The 14087-nt window shown below is 56.1% G+C and carries 13 protein-coding genes and 2 pseudogenes; 9 read left to right on the top strand and 6 right to left on the bottom strand.

The features are described from left to right. Nucleotides 1-7: 7 nt before the first annotated feature. The 6 genes from E2H98_RS15995 to E2H98_RS15970 all read left to right on the top strand — a co-directional run bounded on the left by E2H98_RS15995 (nucleotide 8) and on the right by E2H98_RS15970 (nucleotide 6694). Nucleotides 8-2020 carry a monovalent cation:proton antiporter family protein gene (locus E2H98_RS15995; protein WP_133590645.1) on the top strand — a complete coding sequence of 671 codons (2013 nt, stop codon included), beginning with the start codon at nucleotides 8-10 and terminating at the stop codon, nucleotides 2018-2020. Nucleotides 2021-2028: 8 nt separating this feature from the next. Beyond that, a complete protein-coding gene (locus E2H98_RS15990) occupies nucleotides 2029-3006 on the top strand; it encodes a DUF523 and DUF1722 domain-containing protein (RefSeq protein ID WP_133590643.1) in 978 nt (325 codons plus the stop codon). A 66-nt stretch (nucleotides 3007-3072) separates the two neighbouring features. Then, the gene (locus E2H98_RS15985; protein WP_133590641.1) at nucleotides 3073-3768 is read left to right on the top strand and encodes a transglutaminase-like cysteine peptidase; all 696 of its coding nucleotides are present in this window, start codon (nucleotides 3073-3075) and stop codon (nucleotides 3766-3768) included. A 2-nt stretch (nucleotides 3769-3770) separates the two neighbouring features. Beyond that, on the top strand, nucleotides 3771-5570 hold the full coding sequence (locus E2H98_RS15980; RefSeq protein ID WP_133590639.1) for a bifunctional diguanylate cyclase/phosphodiesterase: 1800 nt from the start codon (nucleotides 3771-3773) through the stop codon (nucleotides 5568-5570). 116 nt (nucleotides 5571-5686) lie between these two features. Beyond that, nucleotides 5687-6130 (top strand): hypothetical protein, encoded by a 444-nt coding sequence (locus E2H98_RS15975; protein WP_133590637.1) that lies wholly within the window; start codon nucleotides 5687-5689, stop codon nucleotides 6128-6130. A gap of 159 nt (nucleotides 6131-6289) precedes the next feature. Next, on the top strand, nucleotides 6290-6694 hold the full coding sequence (locus E2H98_RS15970) for a DUF3718 domain-containing protein (RefSeq protein ID WP_133590636.1): 405 nt from the start codon (nucleotides 6290-6292) through the stop codon (nucleotides 6692-6694). A gap of 70 nt (nucleotides 6695-6764) precedes the next feature. On the opposite strand, the gene E2H98_RS15965 is transcribed toward E2H98_RS15970, so the two are convergent. The 5 genes and pseudogenes from E2H98_RS15965 to E2H98_RS15945 all read right to left on the bottom strand — a co-directional run bounded on the left by E2H98_RS15965 (nucleotide 6765) and on the right by E2H98_RS15945 (nucleotide 10985). Beyond that, nucleotides 6765-7175: a DUF3718 domain-containing protein gene (locus E2H98_RS15965; protein ID WP_133590634.1), complete on the bottom strand. Its 411-nt coding sequence runs from the start codon at nucleotides 7173-7175 to the stop codon at nucleotides 6765-6767. 41 nt (nucleotides 7176-7216) lie between these two features. Continuing rightward, nucleotides 7217-9199 carry a HAMP domain-containing methyl-accepting chemotaxis protein gene (locus E2H98_RS15960; RefSeq protein WP_133590632.1) on the bottom strand — a complete coding sequence of 661 codons (1983 nt, stop codon included), beginning with the start codon at nucleotides 9197-9199 and terminating at the stop codon, nucleotides 7217-7219. 254 nt (nucleotides 9200-9453) lie between these two features. After that, nucleotides 9454-9708: pseudogene (locus tag E2H98_RS15955) on the bottom strand (VOC family protein); the annotation flags it as partial. Between the two features lie 185 nt (nucleotides 9709-9893). After that, entirely contained in the window at nucleotides 9894-10100 is a 207-nt protein-coding gene (locus tag E2H98_RS19550; protein ID WP_133590626.1) for a VOC family protein, read from the bottom strand. A gap of 18 nt (nucleotides 10101-10118) precedes the next feature. Continuing rightward, nucleotides 10119-10985: a flagellar protein MotY gene (locus E2H98_RS15945; RefSeq protein ID WP_133590624.1), complete on the bottom strand. Its 867-nt coding sequence runs from the start codon at nucleotides 10983-10985 to the stop codon at nucleotides 10119-10121. 123 nt (nucleotides 10986-11108) lie between these two features. On the opposite strand from E2H98_RS15945, the gene pyrC reads away from it, so the two are divergent. The 3 genes and pseudogenes from pyrC to E2H98_RS15930 all read left to right on the top strand — a co-directional run bounded on the left by pyrC (nucleotide 11109) and on the right by E2H98_RS15930 (nucleotide 13676). Further along, nucleotides 11109-12143, top strand: a complete 1035-nt coding sequence (pyrC, locus tag E2H98_RS15940; protein WP_133590622.1) for a dihydroorotase — start codon at nucleotides 11109-11111, stop codon at nucleotides 12141-12143. Continuing rightward, a pseudogene (gene rnt, locus E2H98_RS15935) lies at nucleotides 12140-12772 on the top strand (ribonuclease T); the annotation flags it as partial. The gene pyrC and the pseudogene rnt, both read left to right, overlap by 4 nt. Nucleotides 12773-12842: 70 nt before the next feature. Continuing rightward, complete coding sequence (locus tag E2H98_RS15930; RefSeq protein ID WP_133590618.1) at nucleotides 12843-13676, top strand: M48 family metallopeptidase; 834 nt, start codon at nucleotides 12843-12845, stop codon at nucleotides 13674-13676. 91 nt (nucleotides 13677-13767) lie between these two features. On the opposite strand, the gene E2H98_RS15925 is transcribed toward E2H98_RS15930, so the two are convergent. Next, nucleotides 13768-14073, bottom strand: a complete 306-nt coding sequence (locus tag E2H98_RS15925; protein ID WP_133590613.1) for a DUF3325 domain-containing protein — start codon at nucleotides 14071-14073, stop codon at nucleotides 13768-13770. Nucleotides 14074-14087 lie beyond the last annotated feature (14 nt).

The following is a 14087-nucleotide window of genomic DNA, read 5'->3' as shown; positions in this document are numbered from 1 at the left end:
CCATTCCATGCTGTTGAAGCTGATTATTCTGATGGCATTGACGACGCTGGCGATCGCCTTGCTGATGCGCTGGCGGCTACCCGCGATTCTCGGCTATCTAACCGCCGGTATCGCGCTGCGTGAACTCGGTTACGACCTGTTCGAAGCCGGCGCGCAGTTGAAGCTATTGACCGAGCTCGGTTTGGTGTTCCTGTTGTTCACGCTCGGTTTGGAATTTTCCTTTCCGCAACTGAAAAGCCTGCAACGCGCGGTGTTTGCCTTTGGTCCCTCGCAGTTTTTTGGCTCCGCCCTGATCGGTTTTTTGCCGCTGGCGTTTTTCCTGAATTTCACCATTACTCAAGCGGTCGTCATTGCCTTTGCGCTGGCAATGTCATCAACCGCGCTGGTGTCGAAACAACTGCGTGAACAACGTGAGTTGAACACCCGCCATGGCCGCAATGCCATCGGGGTATTGCTGTTTCAGGACTTGGTGGCGGTGCCATTACTGATTCTGGTGCCGGCGCTGGCCGCACCCGTCGATGGCAATCTGGCGCAGAACCTGTTGATGGCCTTTGCCAAAGGCATCACCGCGGCCATCGTGTTGGTATTTGCCGGTCGCAAAGTGTTGCCGCCGCTGTTTCACTGGGTAGCGAAAAAAGGCAGTGACGAATTGTTCGTGCTGGTTTGCCTGCTGGTGACACTGGTCGCGGCCGAAGTCACCGAGACACTGGGACTGTCGATGGCGCTCGGCGCGTTTCTGGCCGGCACACTGCTCGGCGAAAGCCAGCACAAGCATCAAATTGAAGCGGAAATCCGACCGTTTCGCGATGTCCTGTTGGGCCTGTTTTTCATCAGTATCGGCAATCTGCTGTCACTGGCAGCGTTGGTGGAGCACGCCGAGAAAATCGCCATTGCCCTGCCGTTGATCATCGCCGCGAAGGCCGGCGTCATTTACGTCAGCCTGATGATTCTGAAAGAGCGTCAGCGTGAGGCCGTGTTGTCCAGTCTGGTGCTGGCCCAGGTCGGCGAATTCGGTTTTGCCTTGTTCGCATTGGCGGCCGACCACCGTTTGTTGACCGATGAAACGCTGGCGGTGGTGCTCGCCACCAGTATTGCCAGCATGTTGCTCGCACCACTGATTCTGCGTCACTCGACCAATATCGCTGATTTTCTGCTGCGCCGAAAACACCGGCTTGAAGACGACGTCAAACCGGTCACGATCATCGAAGCGGCGACCGGTGAACTCGAAGACCATATCGTTATCTGCGGTTTCGGCCGCGTGGGTCAGCTGGTTTATCGTTTCACCGAATGGGAAGGTTTTCAGAATATCGCACTCGATCGCGACAGTCAGCGCGTGCAGGAAGCCAGCCAAGCTGGCGTCAACGTGTTCTTTGGCGATGCCAGCCGCAAGGAAATTCTGCGCGCCGCCGGTGTCGAGCGGGCACGCATGGTGGTCGTCTGCGTCGACAATATTGAACATGCCGAACAAATTGTTTCGGCCACACGAGCACTGCGCGAAGACGTGCCGGTGATGGTGCGTACCCGCGATGATCATCATCTTGATGAGTTGCGCGAAGGCGGTGCCACCGAAGTGGTGCCGGAAATTCTCGAAGGCAGCCTGATGCTGATTTCGCATGTGTTGGTGATGCTGGAAGTGCCGGTATCACGGGTGCTGCAACGCGTGCAGCGAGCGCGGCGCGAACGCTATCGACAACTGAAAGGCTTTTATCTCGGCGCTGGCGCCAACGTTACTCATGAGGCTACACGTCACCCGCAGCAGCGTCACGCCGTCAAGCTGACGCTGCATGCCCGCGCCGTTGGCCGCACCCTAAGCGATCTGGATCTGGAACACCTTGGTGTCGAAATCGTTTCATTGCGCCGTGGTGAAAATGAGTTTGAATATCCTTCCCGCACCGACCCATTACGCTTTGGCGATACGCTGATTCTGATGGGCTTTCCGGAAGACGTTGAAGCCGCTGAAGATCGGCTGTTGGCCGGTCGCCGTAAAAGATCCCTGCCCCCGGAAACCGAAGACGGATAAACCGTTCCATGCCGCACCGCGCTGTTCGTTTCGAACCTTTGCCGCAACCGATTACGCTCGGCATCAGCAGTTGTCTGCTCGGCCAGAATGTCCGCTTTGACGGCAGCCACAAACGCGATCCGTTCATCAACGATCAGCTCTCCCGTTATTTTCGCTTTGCGCCGTTTTGCCCGGAAGTGGCCATCGGGCTTGGCATTCCGCGTCCGCCGATCCGGCTGGTCTATCAACGAGGTGAAGTGCGAGTCAAGGGCGTCAAGAATCCGGAGCTCGATGTCACCGAGCCACTGCGGCACTACGCCAATGTGATCGGTGAATCGGCACAGGAATTTTCCGGCTACATCTGGAAAAGCAAAAGCCCGAGCTGTGGCATGGATCGGGTGCGGCTGTATGAAGCCAAAGACGGCGCCCCACTGCATCAGGCCGGTCTCGTTTCCCAGCAACTGCAGCAGCGCTTTCCGCATTTGCCGATGGAAGAGGAAGGCCGATTGCACGACCCGGTGCTGCGTGAAAACTTTATTACCCGGGTATTTGCCTATGCCCGCTGGCAACAACTGGCCGACGAAGGCTTTACACCGGCTGCCATCATCCGATTTCACACTCGCCACAAATTGCTGTTGATGTCGCATAACGAAGCCAGCTATCGACGCCTGGGCCGAATGGTGGCCGGGATAAAAAATGAACAAGCGGAAAGCTGGCGCCAAGCCTATCTTGCCGAATTCATGAGCTGCCTGACGCGCAAGCCGAACCGCAAACGTCAGGCCAATGTGCTGCAGCATGTCATGGGTCATTTCAAAACCGAGTTGCAAGCGGACGACAAATCGGAACTGAATGAATGCATCGATCAGTATCGGCTCGGCAAGGTGCCGCTGATCGTGCCGATCACGCTGCTGCAGAATATCCTGCGTCGCTTCCCCAGCGACTATCTGCAGGAGCAGTATTATTTTGCCCCCTACCCTGAAGATCTCGGTTTGCGCAATCAACTCTGAGGTGGAAGCTGCCTCCTCGATCTTGGGCTATGCTTGAAAGCATTCGATAACCAATAAATCGTATTCGTGCGCTGCCGATTCCGGACCGCCCTGCACCAACCGTCATGGCCACTGCTGGCGTTGTTTCTGACCTGTCTGTTGGCACTGACGCCGGTCAAGCTGGCGCCGGAGCTATTGGCGCGAGTCGAAAAACAATACGGCACGGACGCCAAATCACGCTTGCTGTCCTGGCAGGATTTGCTGCAACCGAATGCCGATCAGCAGCTGCAGCAATTGCAACGGGTCAATCTGTTCTTCAATCAAATCCGTTTCATCGATGATATCGATCACTGGCAGAAAACCGATTATTGGGCAACGCCGATCGAAATGCTGGCGACCAATGGTGGCGACTGCGAAGATTTCTCTATCGCCAAATACCTGACCCTGATTGCGCTCGGCCTGCCGGAAGAAAAACTGCGCATTACCTACGTCAAAGCCATCGAATTGAATCAAGCCCATATGGTGCTGACTTATTATCCGACACCGGACGCCGAACCGCTGGTGCTCGATAACTTGATCGACGAAATCAAACCGGCGTCCGAGCGTCCGGATTTGGCGCCGGTTTACAGTTTCAATGGTAGTGATCTCTGGCTCGCGAAAGAGCGCGGCCAGGGGCAGTTGGTCGGCAAGAGCGATCGACTGTCGATGTGGAATGATGTCATGGGTCGGCTCGCCAAAGATTTTTCCCAGGCGCCATTCCTGAAGAAGAAAACCAAGGAGTAATCATGTCTCTGACGCGACGACTGCAATGGGTATTGGCGCTGCTGCTGCTGATCGCCACTGGCGTCAATTTGTTTTTGCAAACGCAAAGCACACGCCGGTTCTTGAGTGCGCAATTGGAAAGCCACGCGCAAGACACGGCCACCAGTTTGGCACTTTCGCTGACCAGCGCGTTGCAAGCCAATGATGAAGTGATGGCCGAACGCATCATTGCGGCAGTTTTTGATCGCGGCTACTACCGACGCATTGAATGGCACAACGTCAACGGCGAAACGGTCAAGCGCTGGGAAAGCCGACCGAACCCCGCTGCCGTGCCGGACTGGTTCGCCGATGCACTGCCGATTGAAGCGCCGTCCGCCGAGGCTTTGCTGAACGCCGGTTGGCAACAGAAAGGCACCATCCAGGTTGAATCCCATATTGGTTACGCGCAAGCAGCGCTGTGGCGCACCTTTGTTGACTTATTGATCGGTTCGTCGCTGGCCTTGTTGGCGTTGATCACACTGGTCATGTTGTTGGTCAAACGCAGCTTGGCGCCACTGCACCGGATGGCCAATGCGGCACACAGTTTCGTGCACAAGAAAACGGCGATGAGTCTGCCGGAAAACGTGGTGTCGGAACTGCAGCCGTTGGCGCTGGCGCTCGGCCATATGAGCCAACAAGTGCAAGCACAATTCAATGCCCAGGCTGAGCAGATTGCGCAAGTTCAGTCACAGCTGCAATTGGACGAAACCACGCGCCTGCCAAATCGCTTGGCTTTTCTTGACGCATTGGCCGAACGCGAAGCGAAAGCGCAGCACTACGCGGTGTTGGCATTTCGTTTGACTAATCTCGCACCGCTGAATGCCGAGCGCGGCTATCAACGCACCAACGAATTATTGCGTGAGCTGGGGCAATGGCTGACGGGTTCCGGTCAGTTGCGTTGGTTTCGCTTGTCCGGCAGTGAATGGGCCGGCATTGCCGACAGCGGACAGAAACCGGAATTGATCACCGAATGGGGAGCCTTTCAACATCACGCCGCCTTGATCAATTTTGATGGCCACGAAACCAGCAGCGAAGTGCTCTCTGCTGTCGATCAGGCATTGAACGAAGCGCAACAACGCAAGCTGGAGTTTTTCGAAGTGCCGCGTCGGCAGGCGCTGACCGCCGAACACTGGCGCCAGAAATTGCTGTCGGCAATTCAGGAGTTGCGCTTCCGTTTTACGCCGGCGCAAATTACCGATCGCAGCGGACAAAAACTGGCGATCGAATGGCTCGCGCGCTTGCCAGCGCGTGACGGTGAATTGATCAGCGCCGGCCAATTGTTTGGCCAGGCACATCGTCTCGGTTTGACCGAGTCGCTCGATGCCGCGCTGATCGAAACGCTGATGCAATTGCCGAATGATGAAACGCTTTGGCACATCAACCTGACCGGCCGGGCGCTGTCATCCTTGCTGGTGCAAAAGCAATTGCTTGCTTTGCGCAAACGCCAGGCGATTGCGGTTGAGATCAGTGAAGCAGAAGCCGTCGCCCTGCCCGATTTGCTTGAACATATCCAGCCGCTACGCGCTGCGGATATCGGTTTCGGCATCGACAGTGTCAGTCTCGGTTCCGGTTTTCTGACGCGCTTGCCACAGTGGCGGCCGGATTACCTGAAACTCGGTTTGGCTTTGTACGAGGCCGGACCGCAATCGGCGTTGATGGCTGCTGTCGTGCGCATGGCTTCGGCAATGGATATCGGCATTTATTTGCCAGTGGCTGCAGACGCCCAATTACCGGCTTGGCACGCACTGGAATTGAGCGGTTTTGTCTGGCCACCGGAACAATAAACATCGAATTTTCAAATGCCTGCGTTGGCACGCAGGCACCACGTTGCGCGTTTAAACCTTTGGGCATAGACTCGCGAAGTGATTAACGAATAGTCACACGCTAAGGAGACAACACCATGAAGCATGCCTTACCTGTATTAGCCGCCTGCTGCAGTTTGTGGTGTGGTGCCGCCGCTGCCGGCGAAACCAACCCATACAATGCTTATTTCCAAGAAGCTTTGGATCAGTGCCGGACGCTGGCCAAATTCAATCCGCAAACCGACGCCTCCGGCAGTTATTTTTCTGCCGAACATTGCTACGCCTGGCAAAGCCAACTCGCTTATGAAGACAATCCGCAAGCACGCGATCAATACCTGACCGCTGCCCTGCAGGTTGCTCCGCAATATGCGGAAGAAACCTTTGCCAAAGCATTGGATGTTGGCTTCGATCGCTACCACGCGGTAACGCTGGCTACTGCGGCTTATCCGAAAGCCGAAGCCACCTATGCACAACTGGCGATTACTCGCGGTGCCGATCCGACCAAAGTGACACAAGCCACCGCCGCCGGACGTAAAAAATAGACGTACGTTCCAGCGATTATTCGCGGTAGTTTTCACGAAAGCCCGGTTTACCGGGCTTTTTTATTTTTCGCCCTGGCAATTTCAAAAAGCCCTTCTACACTTCTCTCGCCATGGGTTTGGTGTTTGTGATGCCAACCCACATTTTTAGGAGAGTACCTGATGCAAAAACTGATACCGGGGCTGTTGTTCTGTGCGGCGTTGATGCCAGTTGCCCCTGCACAAGCCGATGATTTGGACCGTTTGGTGCAGAGCCTTTGCGATTACACCAAGGCCAACGATCGCGCCAACCTGCGCAAGAAATTGAAATCGGCTGATGTGCAACTGCGCCGTGTGTACGGTGGTGTCACCTGCGGTGCCGATGGTGCTTTCCCTGGTGGTAGCCTGTTGCGCGTGACCGTGGCCTATGGCGCGGCCGACGCGGCGGAATTCATCGTTTCGCAAGTAGGTGCCGATACGGTTAAAGCGCCCGAGCAAGATGGCAAATCCGTTGTGCAATGGGCCGAACAGTTCAACGGCGACGCCAGCAAGAAAGCGGTCGTCGATTTGCTGAAAGCTGCTGGCTAAGTTTTCCGTTCTGCAAATAAAAACGGTCGGCGATTTCCCGCGCCGACCGTTTTTTATTGCGCTGAAAAAATCAGTCTGTAGCCGCTTTCAACTTGCTCAGCAAATCCGCCTTGGCCGGATCGGCTTTGGCGGCTTCCTCGGTCCAGTCGATAATCGTACGACCATCGTGTTCAGGAGTTGTCGTTGCCGAACTGCCTACCTGGCTCAGAATAAATTCCATCGAGTCACCGGCATTGTGGGCCACGGCGGTACGAAGCAAAGTGCCACCGGCGTAGACGTCATCTTTGGCGCACAACAAGCCGCCATAAATACGACGTAAGCTCAGGTTGGCATCCTTCAGCTTCTTCCGCAGCATGGAGCGGTCGTTAGCTTTCGTGTAATCACACAAGGCCGTTGCCAATCGCACCAAATCATCATCCGCACGCACCGTTCCCATGGCAAACACGATACAGAAAGCCAGAAGTATGGTTCGTTTGCTCATATTGCATCTCACTCTTTGTGACAGTTCAGGGATAAGACCGATCAAATGGTAAATTGTTTTACCATCTTTTGTAATTCATCGGCGAGACGCGCCAGCTCCTGGCTCGCCTTCAGGTTCTGTTCAGCTCCATCAGACGTGCGCTCCGCCGCCGAGGCAATTTGCGTCATGTTGCGATGCATTTCCTGGGTGACTGCCGTTTGTTCTTCAGCAGCGCTGGCAATCTGCGTCGACATGTCATTGATGACGGACATCGACTGGGTAATGCGGCCCAAGCTTTCGCCGGCCTGCGCTGTTTGCGAAACGGACGCTTCGGCTTCCTGACGGCTGCGCGCCATCACCTGCACCGCTTCGCGCGCACCTTGTTGCAAGCGTTCAATCGTCTGTTGAATTTCAGCGGTGGACTGCTGGGTGCGTGACGCCAGCGTGCGCACTTCGTCGGCGACCACGGCAAAACCTCTACCCTGCTCACCAGCACGCGCCGCTTCAATTGCCGCGTTCAAGGCCAGCAAGTTGGTTTGTTCGGCAATGCCGCGAATGACGTCAAGCACCGTGCCGATTTGATCGCTGTAACTATCCAGACGATTGATGACCTGCACCGAATTTTCCACTTCCTGTGCCAAACGATTGATCGCTTCGATACTCGAGGAAACAACACGATGGCCAGCCGACGTTTCTTTATCGGCATTGTTGACTTGCTGCAAGGTATTGCCGGCGCTGCGCGCCACTTCTTCGACCGTCGATGACATTTCCGTCATCGCGACGACGACTTGCTCAGTCTGTTCACGTTGCACACGAATCGCTTCGTTGGTGCTGCGGGAAATCGCATTCGATTGCTCGGCCGATGACGCCAGCGAAAGCGATGCATCGGTGATCGAACGCAGCATTTTGCGTAGTTGGCTGGTCAAGGTGTTGACCGACTCACCAAGATGCCCCAGTTCGTCTTTGCTTTCCACATCGACCCGCACGGTCATGTCGCCATTGGCAATCTGACCGAGCGCGGTAACAAAACGATTCAGGCGAGAAACAATGGACGCAGTGACCTGGAAGGCAATCAAACCGGCCAGCACCAATGCCACCAAACAGGAAACCAGTACAATCAGATTGGCGGTGCTGGTTGCCGACAGTGCCGACTCTTTCGCTTCATTCTTGAACGCTTCGACATCAGCCAACAAGGCATTGACCGCTTTCAGTGTCGCGCCCAATTCCTGTTCAGCGGTGATAAACAATTCACGTGCTTGCTCGGCTTGTTCAATTTGGGTGCGATAGGCGTTGACCATGCTGCCCGGACCAACCAGCATCGTCCTATACTTTTCCAACTCCGCCAGAATTGCGCTATTACCCCCCGCCGCGCGGAACGCCGCAATTTGCTCAGTCAGCGATTCATCGAGCGAGCCCAACTCGCGAATGGCTGTTTCCAGACTGGCCATCTTTTTGATGGCTAACGCGTCAATCGCGGTTACCGTACCTTCGTCAGTCAGCTTGCTGATGCGCCGGGCTACCGCGCGAATTTCATTGCGGCCGGTTTCAGCCAAATCGCTCAAGTCAGCGCCGAGTGTGTCAGCCAAGTCTTCGAAATTGCCGCGCAGGGAACGCACTTTTTTTGCTGAGGCTAATTCGTTTTGGTGAGCCGTAAACATTTGCGGCACGCGCTCGAAATAGCTCTTTGCCAGCTCATCAACTTCAGCCAGCGCGCTGGTCAGCTCGTCATCGCCGGCGACCAATTTCTGCAACTGGGCATAGCCTTGCTGATAGCGATCGGCAGCTTCTTGATAGGACGTTGTGGCAGCCGCGATTTCGGCATCATCCTGGGAATTGAAATGACGGCTGGCAGCGCGGCTCGATTCGAGCAGGCCAGTGGAGAGTTCGCCGCCCTGTACGACCATCGGCGTGGCCTGGTCGGCCACCTTCTCAAGGTCCGATTGGATGGAACGTAAGCTCATCAGGCTTACTACAGCGATGATCAGCAGAAAACCGCAAACCACCGCAAAGCCGCCAGCAATGCGCTGGCTTACCGACAAGTTCATGTATCAACCTCGCGTTAGCTCATCTTGAGGCCATCACGACGCCTTCACGCCGGTCGGCGTGCCCGCAAAGCTGTGTCCGGAATCCCCAAAGCAATCGACAGAAAACGCCGGTTCCGAATCACCGGCCGCTCCCTGCGGCCTGTCGTGGCTGATGGCCCCTTATTGTTCGCCGGAAGGCTAGCTTCCGGACGCTATTACAAGCCTAGTCTGCTTGTACGGATTTGCCAGTCGATGACCGGAATTTGTTGTCACAATCACCGCTCATTGAGCAGCTCAATCCGGTATCCGTCGGGGTCTTCGACAAAGGCCAGCACGGTCGTGCCGTTCTTCATCGGCCCCGGCTCCCGGACAATTTTGCCGCCGGCAGCCCGGATTTTTTCGGTCGCGGCATAGACATCGTCGACCGCAATGGCCAAGTGCCCAAATGCCGTACCCAGTTCATAGTGTCCAACGTCATAGTTGTAGGTCAGCTCAATGACGCTGTGCTCGCGCTCATCACCGTAGCCGACAAGTGTACTGCGTCGCCCTCGGAGGCACTTTCAGAGCCCCCCGAAAGTGTCAGGACAAGGCGCAGTGCGCAGGCAATGGTCATTCCCTTGTCAAGCGCTGCAACGCAGTCATGGCGCTTTCGGGGGAGCTCCCTTCGGGCGAGTCGCAGGCTGGCCATCTGCGGTGTTGCACTTGCTTGCAAGGGCTACGGCCATTGCTGCGCAAGTGCGCCTAGCAGCTGACCAGCCTGCGACTCGCTGAAAGCGCCTCCGAGGGCGACGCAGTACACTGGTGTGAACTTACCTTCCGGGTAGTCGTGCTGGCGCAGCAGTTTCATGCCCAGCACCTTCGTGTAAAACTCGATTGAGCGTTCGAGATTACCGACCCGAATCATCGTATGCAGCAGCCGCATGGCTTCCTCCTCTGGAAATCAGCGGCTGATGGTAACCTCGACGCGCCGGTTTTTCTTCTGCCCTGCCTCAGTTTCGTTGCTGGCCACCGGTCTGCGCTCTCCGTAGCTCTTGATTTGCACGCGCTTCGGGTCGATACCGGCTTCAAGTAAATAGTCACGCACCGCCTCCGTGCGCTTGCGGCCCAGCTCGAAGTTGAACCAGCGTCCGCCCTTGCTGTCGGTATGGCCTTCGATCACCATCAAATCAATGCGGGAATCTGCCTTCAGGTAATTGCGAATTTGATTCAACCGGTTTTTCGTCGCAGGCGTGAACTCCACCCGATCAAACTCGAAATACAGCGTTGATTTGGCGATTTCGGCGAAGGTGTACGGCAGCAACTGACGCAGGCAACGCTGGAAGTTTTCATGGCCCTCGGTGAAACGCACTGCCGAGACCGAGACCGTCAGCGGGTGGGCGCCATCGGCGTATTGGGAATAAAAGAAGGTTGGAAATTTGCCGAATGACAGCTCAGTCAGCATCCGCCAGGCCTGCTTGTCCTTCAGTTGCACCAGATTGTTGCCGTTGAAATACGGCGTGACGCCCAGCTCCTCAGCGGCCTCGCCAACTGCCCAGGCAGCCGGCAATGAGCGCATGGTCACCGGCCCTTCCGCCAAGGGCAGCGAGAAATCGCTGCGCAACTGGAATTTCAGGTTCGGGCGACCATTGCTACTGCTGAACTGCGCGGTGCCAAAACCGGGAATGCGCTGGGTCAGCGAACAATGCAAAGGCGATTGGCTGCTCTTCCAACTCGCTTCGTCCAATTCGGCGGCAAAGCGCTTGAATTCGGCGTTTGCTGTGCCGGAAAGCAGTGTGGCCAACAGCGTGGCGGCCAGGAAACTCCGCATGCGACCAGTCTCTTTTGAGCGGGATTGGTCTTTATGTCGGCTCGGCGCGGCGATTCTTGAGTGGGGTCGAGCGAAGGCAACCGCTATAATTGCCCCCTAATTTTCGCGAACTGGACAAATTTCATGCTGAAACTGCTGCGCCCCGATGACTGGCATTTACACCTGCGCGATGGCGATCGCCTGGTGCACACGGTGTTTCACACTGCCCAGCAATTCGGACGAGCGCTGATCATGCCGAACCTGAAACCGCCGGTGGTGACCCTGGCGCAGGCCGAGGCCTATCGTCAGCGCATTCTGGCCGCGACCCCGGCCGGCAGCAGTTTCCAGCCGATGATGGTGTTGTACCTGACCGACAACAGCGACCCGCGCGAAGCGGCGCAAGTCGCCGCCAGCAACACCGTGCTGTCCTACAAACTGTATCCGGCCGGCGCCACAACCAATTCTGAACATGGCGTCACCGCCATCGAAAAAGTGTATCCAGTGCTGGAACAAATGGAAAAACACGGCGTGCCGCTCTGCGTGCACGGTGAAGAAACCGATTCGCACGTCGATATTTTCGATCGGGAAAAAGCCTTTATCGACAACACGCTGTTGCCAACACTGAAACGCTTCCCCGGTTTGAAGGTGGTGTTCGAACACATCACCACCAAAGACGCCGCCGACTTCGTTCGCGACAGTGAGCACAACATCGCGGCGACCATTACCGCACACCACTTGCTGTACAACCGCAACGCGATTTTCCAGGGCGGCATTCGTCCGCATTATTACTGCCTGCCGGTGTTGAAACGCGAAGTGCATCGGCAAGCGCTGCTCGCCGCCGCCATCAGTGGCAACCCACGCTTTTTCCTCGGCACCGACAGTGCTCCGCATGCCGTCGGCGCAAAAGAGTCGTCTTGCGGCTGCGCGGGTTGCTACACCGCGCATGCGGCTATTGAGTTGTATGCCGAAGCCTTTGAATCCGTGAATGCACTCGACAAACTGGAAGGTTTTGCCTCGCTGTTTGGCGCCGATTTTTACGGTGTTGAACGACCAACCGAAATCATCACACTGGAAAAATCGGATTGGACCGTACCGGCCACTTACCCATTCGGCAATGAGCAAATCGTGCCGCTGCGCGCATTGGAAACCTTGCGCTTTCGCATGGTGGGCGCGGCGTGACCGAACACACTCTCGTTCCTGCCCAGGAAAGCTTGCTGGCATCGCGCTTTCGCGGTTTTTATCCGGTCGTCGTCGATGTCGAAACCGGTGGCTTCAATGCCAAAACCGACGCGCTACTGGAAATCGCGGCGGTGCTGATTGAAGTCGATGAACACGGCAAGCTCTATCGCGGCGAATCGATACACGCCCATGTCGAACCGTTCAAAGGCGCCAATATCGAAGCGGCCGCATTGGCGTTCACCGGCATCGATGTCCACCACCCGTTTCGCTTTGCCGTCGATGAAAAAAATGCGTTGACCCAGATTTTTGGTCCAGTGCGACAAGCACAAAAAAAACACGGTTGTCAGCGCGCGGTATTGGTCGGCCACAACGCCTGGTTCGATTTGGCGTTTTTGAATGCCGCCATCGAACGCACGGGCATCAAACGCAGTCCATTTCACCCGTTCACCAGTTTCGACACGGCGACGCTTTCCGGGCTCGCTTATGGGCAAACGGTATTAGCGCGCGCCTGTCGTGCCGCCGATGTGCCATTTGACAGCAAAGAAGCGCATTCCGCCGTTTACGATGCGGAACAGACCGCAGAGTTGTTCTGTCAGATTGTCAATCACTGGCAGGGCTTGGGTGGTTGGCCGCCGGCTTCGTCGTCGGAAGAAAACGGCGAACCGGCCGACAGCGATGAACAAACAAGGGAAGAAAACGATGAATAAAATCTGGCTACGCCGTTTATCTCTGGGCCTGTTGGCATTGACCTTGGTTGCCTGTGCAACCAGCGTTGTCACCGGCCGCCGGCAATTCATGATTGTTTCCGAAGACAGCGCCATCGCGGCCTCACAGCAAGCCTATGCGCAGCAAGTCAATGAGTTGAGCGACGCCGGCAAACTGTCTACCGACAAAGCCCTGATTAACCGCATTGAACGTATCACCGGCAAGTTGGTCGCGCAAGCGATCAAATACCGACCGGAAACGGCGCAATGGCAATGGAGCGTCGCGGTTATTAACGACCCGGAAACCGTCAATGCTTATTGCATGGCTGGCGGCAGAATGGCGATTTACACCGGGCTGGTACAAAAACTGAACGCCACCGATGACGAAATCGCGCAAGTCATGGGCCACGAAATCGCTCACGCCTTGGCCGCGCACACGGCAGAAAAAATGTCAACGCATTTGGTTGTTAATGGCTTGGTGCTTGGCACGGCGGTCGCCACCGAAATGGACAATCGCAGTGTCATTGGCGCGGCAGCTTTGGCCAATGTGGCGCTGGCGCTGCCGAACAGCCGGCAAATGGAAGCTGACGCCGATCGCATCGGCATCGAGATTGCCGCCAAAGCCGGTTTCGATCCGCAAGCGGCCGTCACGCTCTGGCAAAAAATGGCGAAAGAAAGTGGCAATAATGGCTTTGAATTTTTGAGCACACACCCAGCGCCAGAACGTCGTCAGAAAGAATTGCAAAAACTGGTTCCACAAATGATGCCGTACTATCAGGATCAATCGCCGCGACCAACGTTTCCACTGAAAACGGTGCACAACGTCTGATCAAATGAAAGCGCTGAATTGAACGCTTCCGCTACTTGCCAATGGTGGGTAGCGGCAAATCAGAGAATAGCGTTTGCCGTTCGTCGATAATTCAGCTGCCGCGAACTGGCCACGCGATGCTTAGCAAGCGCGGACGCCACGCCAGCATCAACGCCATCAATAACGCCGAGCTGACCAGATACATCACCCAGACCAGCACGGCCATCGACGCGTAATCCACACGCAAACACAGCAGCAGTGATGCCAACAATGCCAGCGCCCCCAAAATACGCATCAGGCGCCGAGCGCCAATGCTCGGTAGTGGTGAACTGTGTACCTGGCGCCAATGCTCTTCCATCGCCAACGCCAGCCAGGCAAAACCGAGCACAGTGATTAATGCTGCCAGTGTGTAGATCATGCGGCTTTCAACCC

It is taken from the genome of Permianibacter aggregans, from assembly GCF_009756665.1.
In the GTDB taxonomy this organism is placed as follows: domain Bacteria; phylum Pseudomonadota; class Gammaproteobacteria; order Enterobacterales; family Permianibacteraceae; genus Permianibacter; species Permianibacter aggregans.
This window is presented reverse-complemented; position numbering and strand designations above follow the sequence as displayed.

Bases quoted from the DNA above. Each gene is read 5' to 3' on its own strand.
- E2H98_RS15995 (WP_133590645.1), top strand. From the start codon at position 8: ATGCTGTTGAAGCTGATTATTCTGATGGCATTGACGACGCTGGCGATC.
- E2H98_RS15990 (WP_133590643.1), top strand. From the start codon at position 2,029: ATGCCGCACCGCGCTGTTCGTTTCGAACCTTTGCCGCAACCGATTACG.
- E2H98_RS15980 (WP_133590639.1), top strand. From the start codon at position 3,771: ATGTCTCTGACGCGACGACTGCAATGGGTATTGGCGCTGCTGCTGCTG.
- E2H98_RS15975 (WP_133590637.1), top strand. From the start codon at position 5,687: ATGAAGCATGCCTTACCTGTATTAGCCGCCTGCTGCAGTTTGTGGTGT.
- E2H98_RS15970 (WP_133590636.1), top strand. From the start codon at position 6,290: ATGCAAAAACTGATACCGGGGCTGTTGTTCTGTGCGGCGTTGATGCCA.
- E2H98_RS15965 (WP_133590634.1), bottom strand. From the start codon at position 7,175: ATGAGCAAACGAACCATACTTCTGGCTTTCTGTATCGTGTTTGCCATG.
- E2H98_RS15960 (WP_133590632.1), bottom strand. From the start codon at position 9,199: ATGAACTTGTCGGTAAGCCAGCGCATTGCTGGCGGCTTTGCGGTGGTT.
- E2H98_RS19550 (WP_133590626.1), bottom strand. From the start codon at position 10,100: ATGCGGCTGCTGCATACGATGATTCGGGTCGGTAATCTCGAACGCTCA.
- E2H98_RS15945 (WP_133590624.1), bottom strand. From the start codon at position 10,985: ATGCGGAGTTTCCTGGCCGCCACGCTGTTGGCCACACTGCTTTCCGGC.
- pyrC (WP_133590622.1), top strand. From the start codon at position 11,109: ATGCTGAAACTGCTGCGCCCCGATGACTGGCATTTACACCTGCGCGAT.
- E2H98_RS15930 (WP_133590618.1), top strand. From the start codon at position 12,843: ATGAATAAAATCTGGCTACGCCGTTTATCTCTGGGCCTGTTGGCATTG.
- E2H98_RS15925 (WP_133590613.1), bottom strand. From the start codon at position 14,073: ATGATCTACACACTGGCAGCATTAATCACTGTGCTCGGTTTTGCCTGG.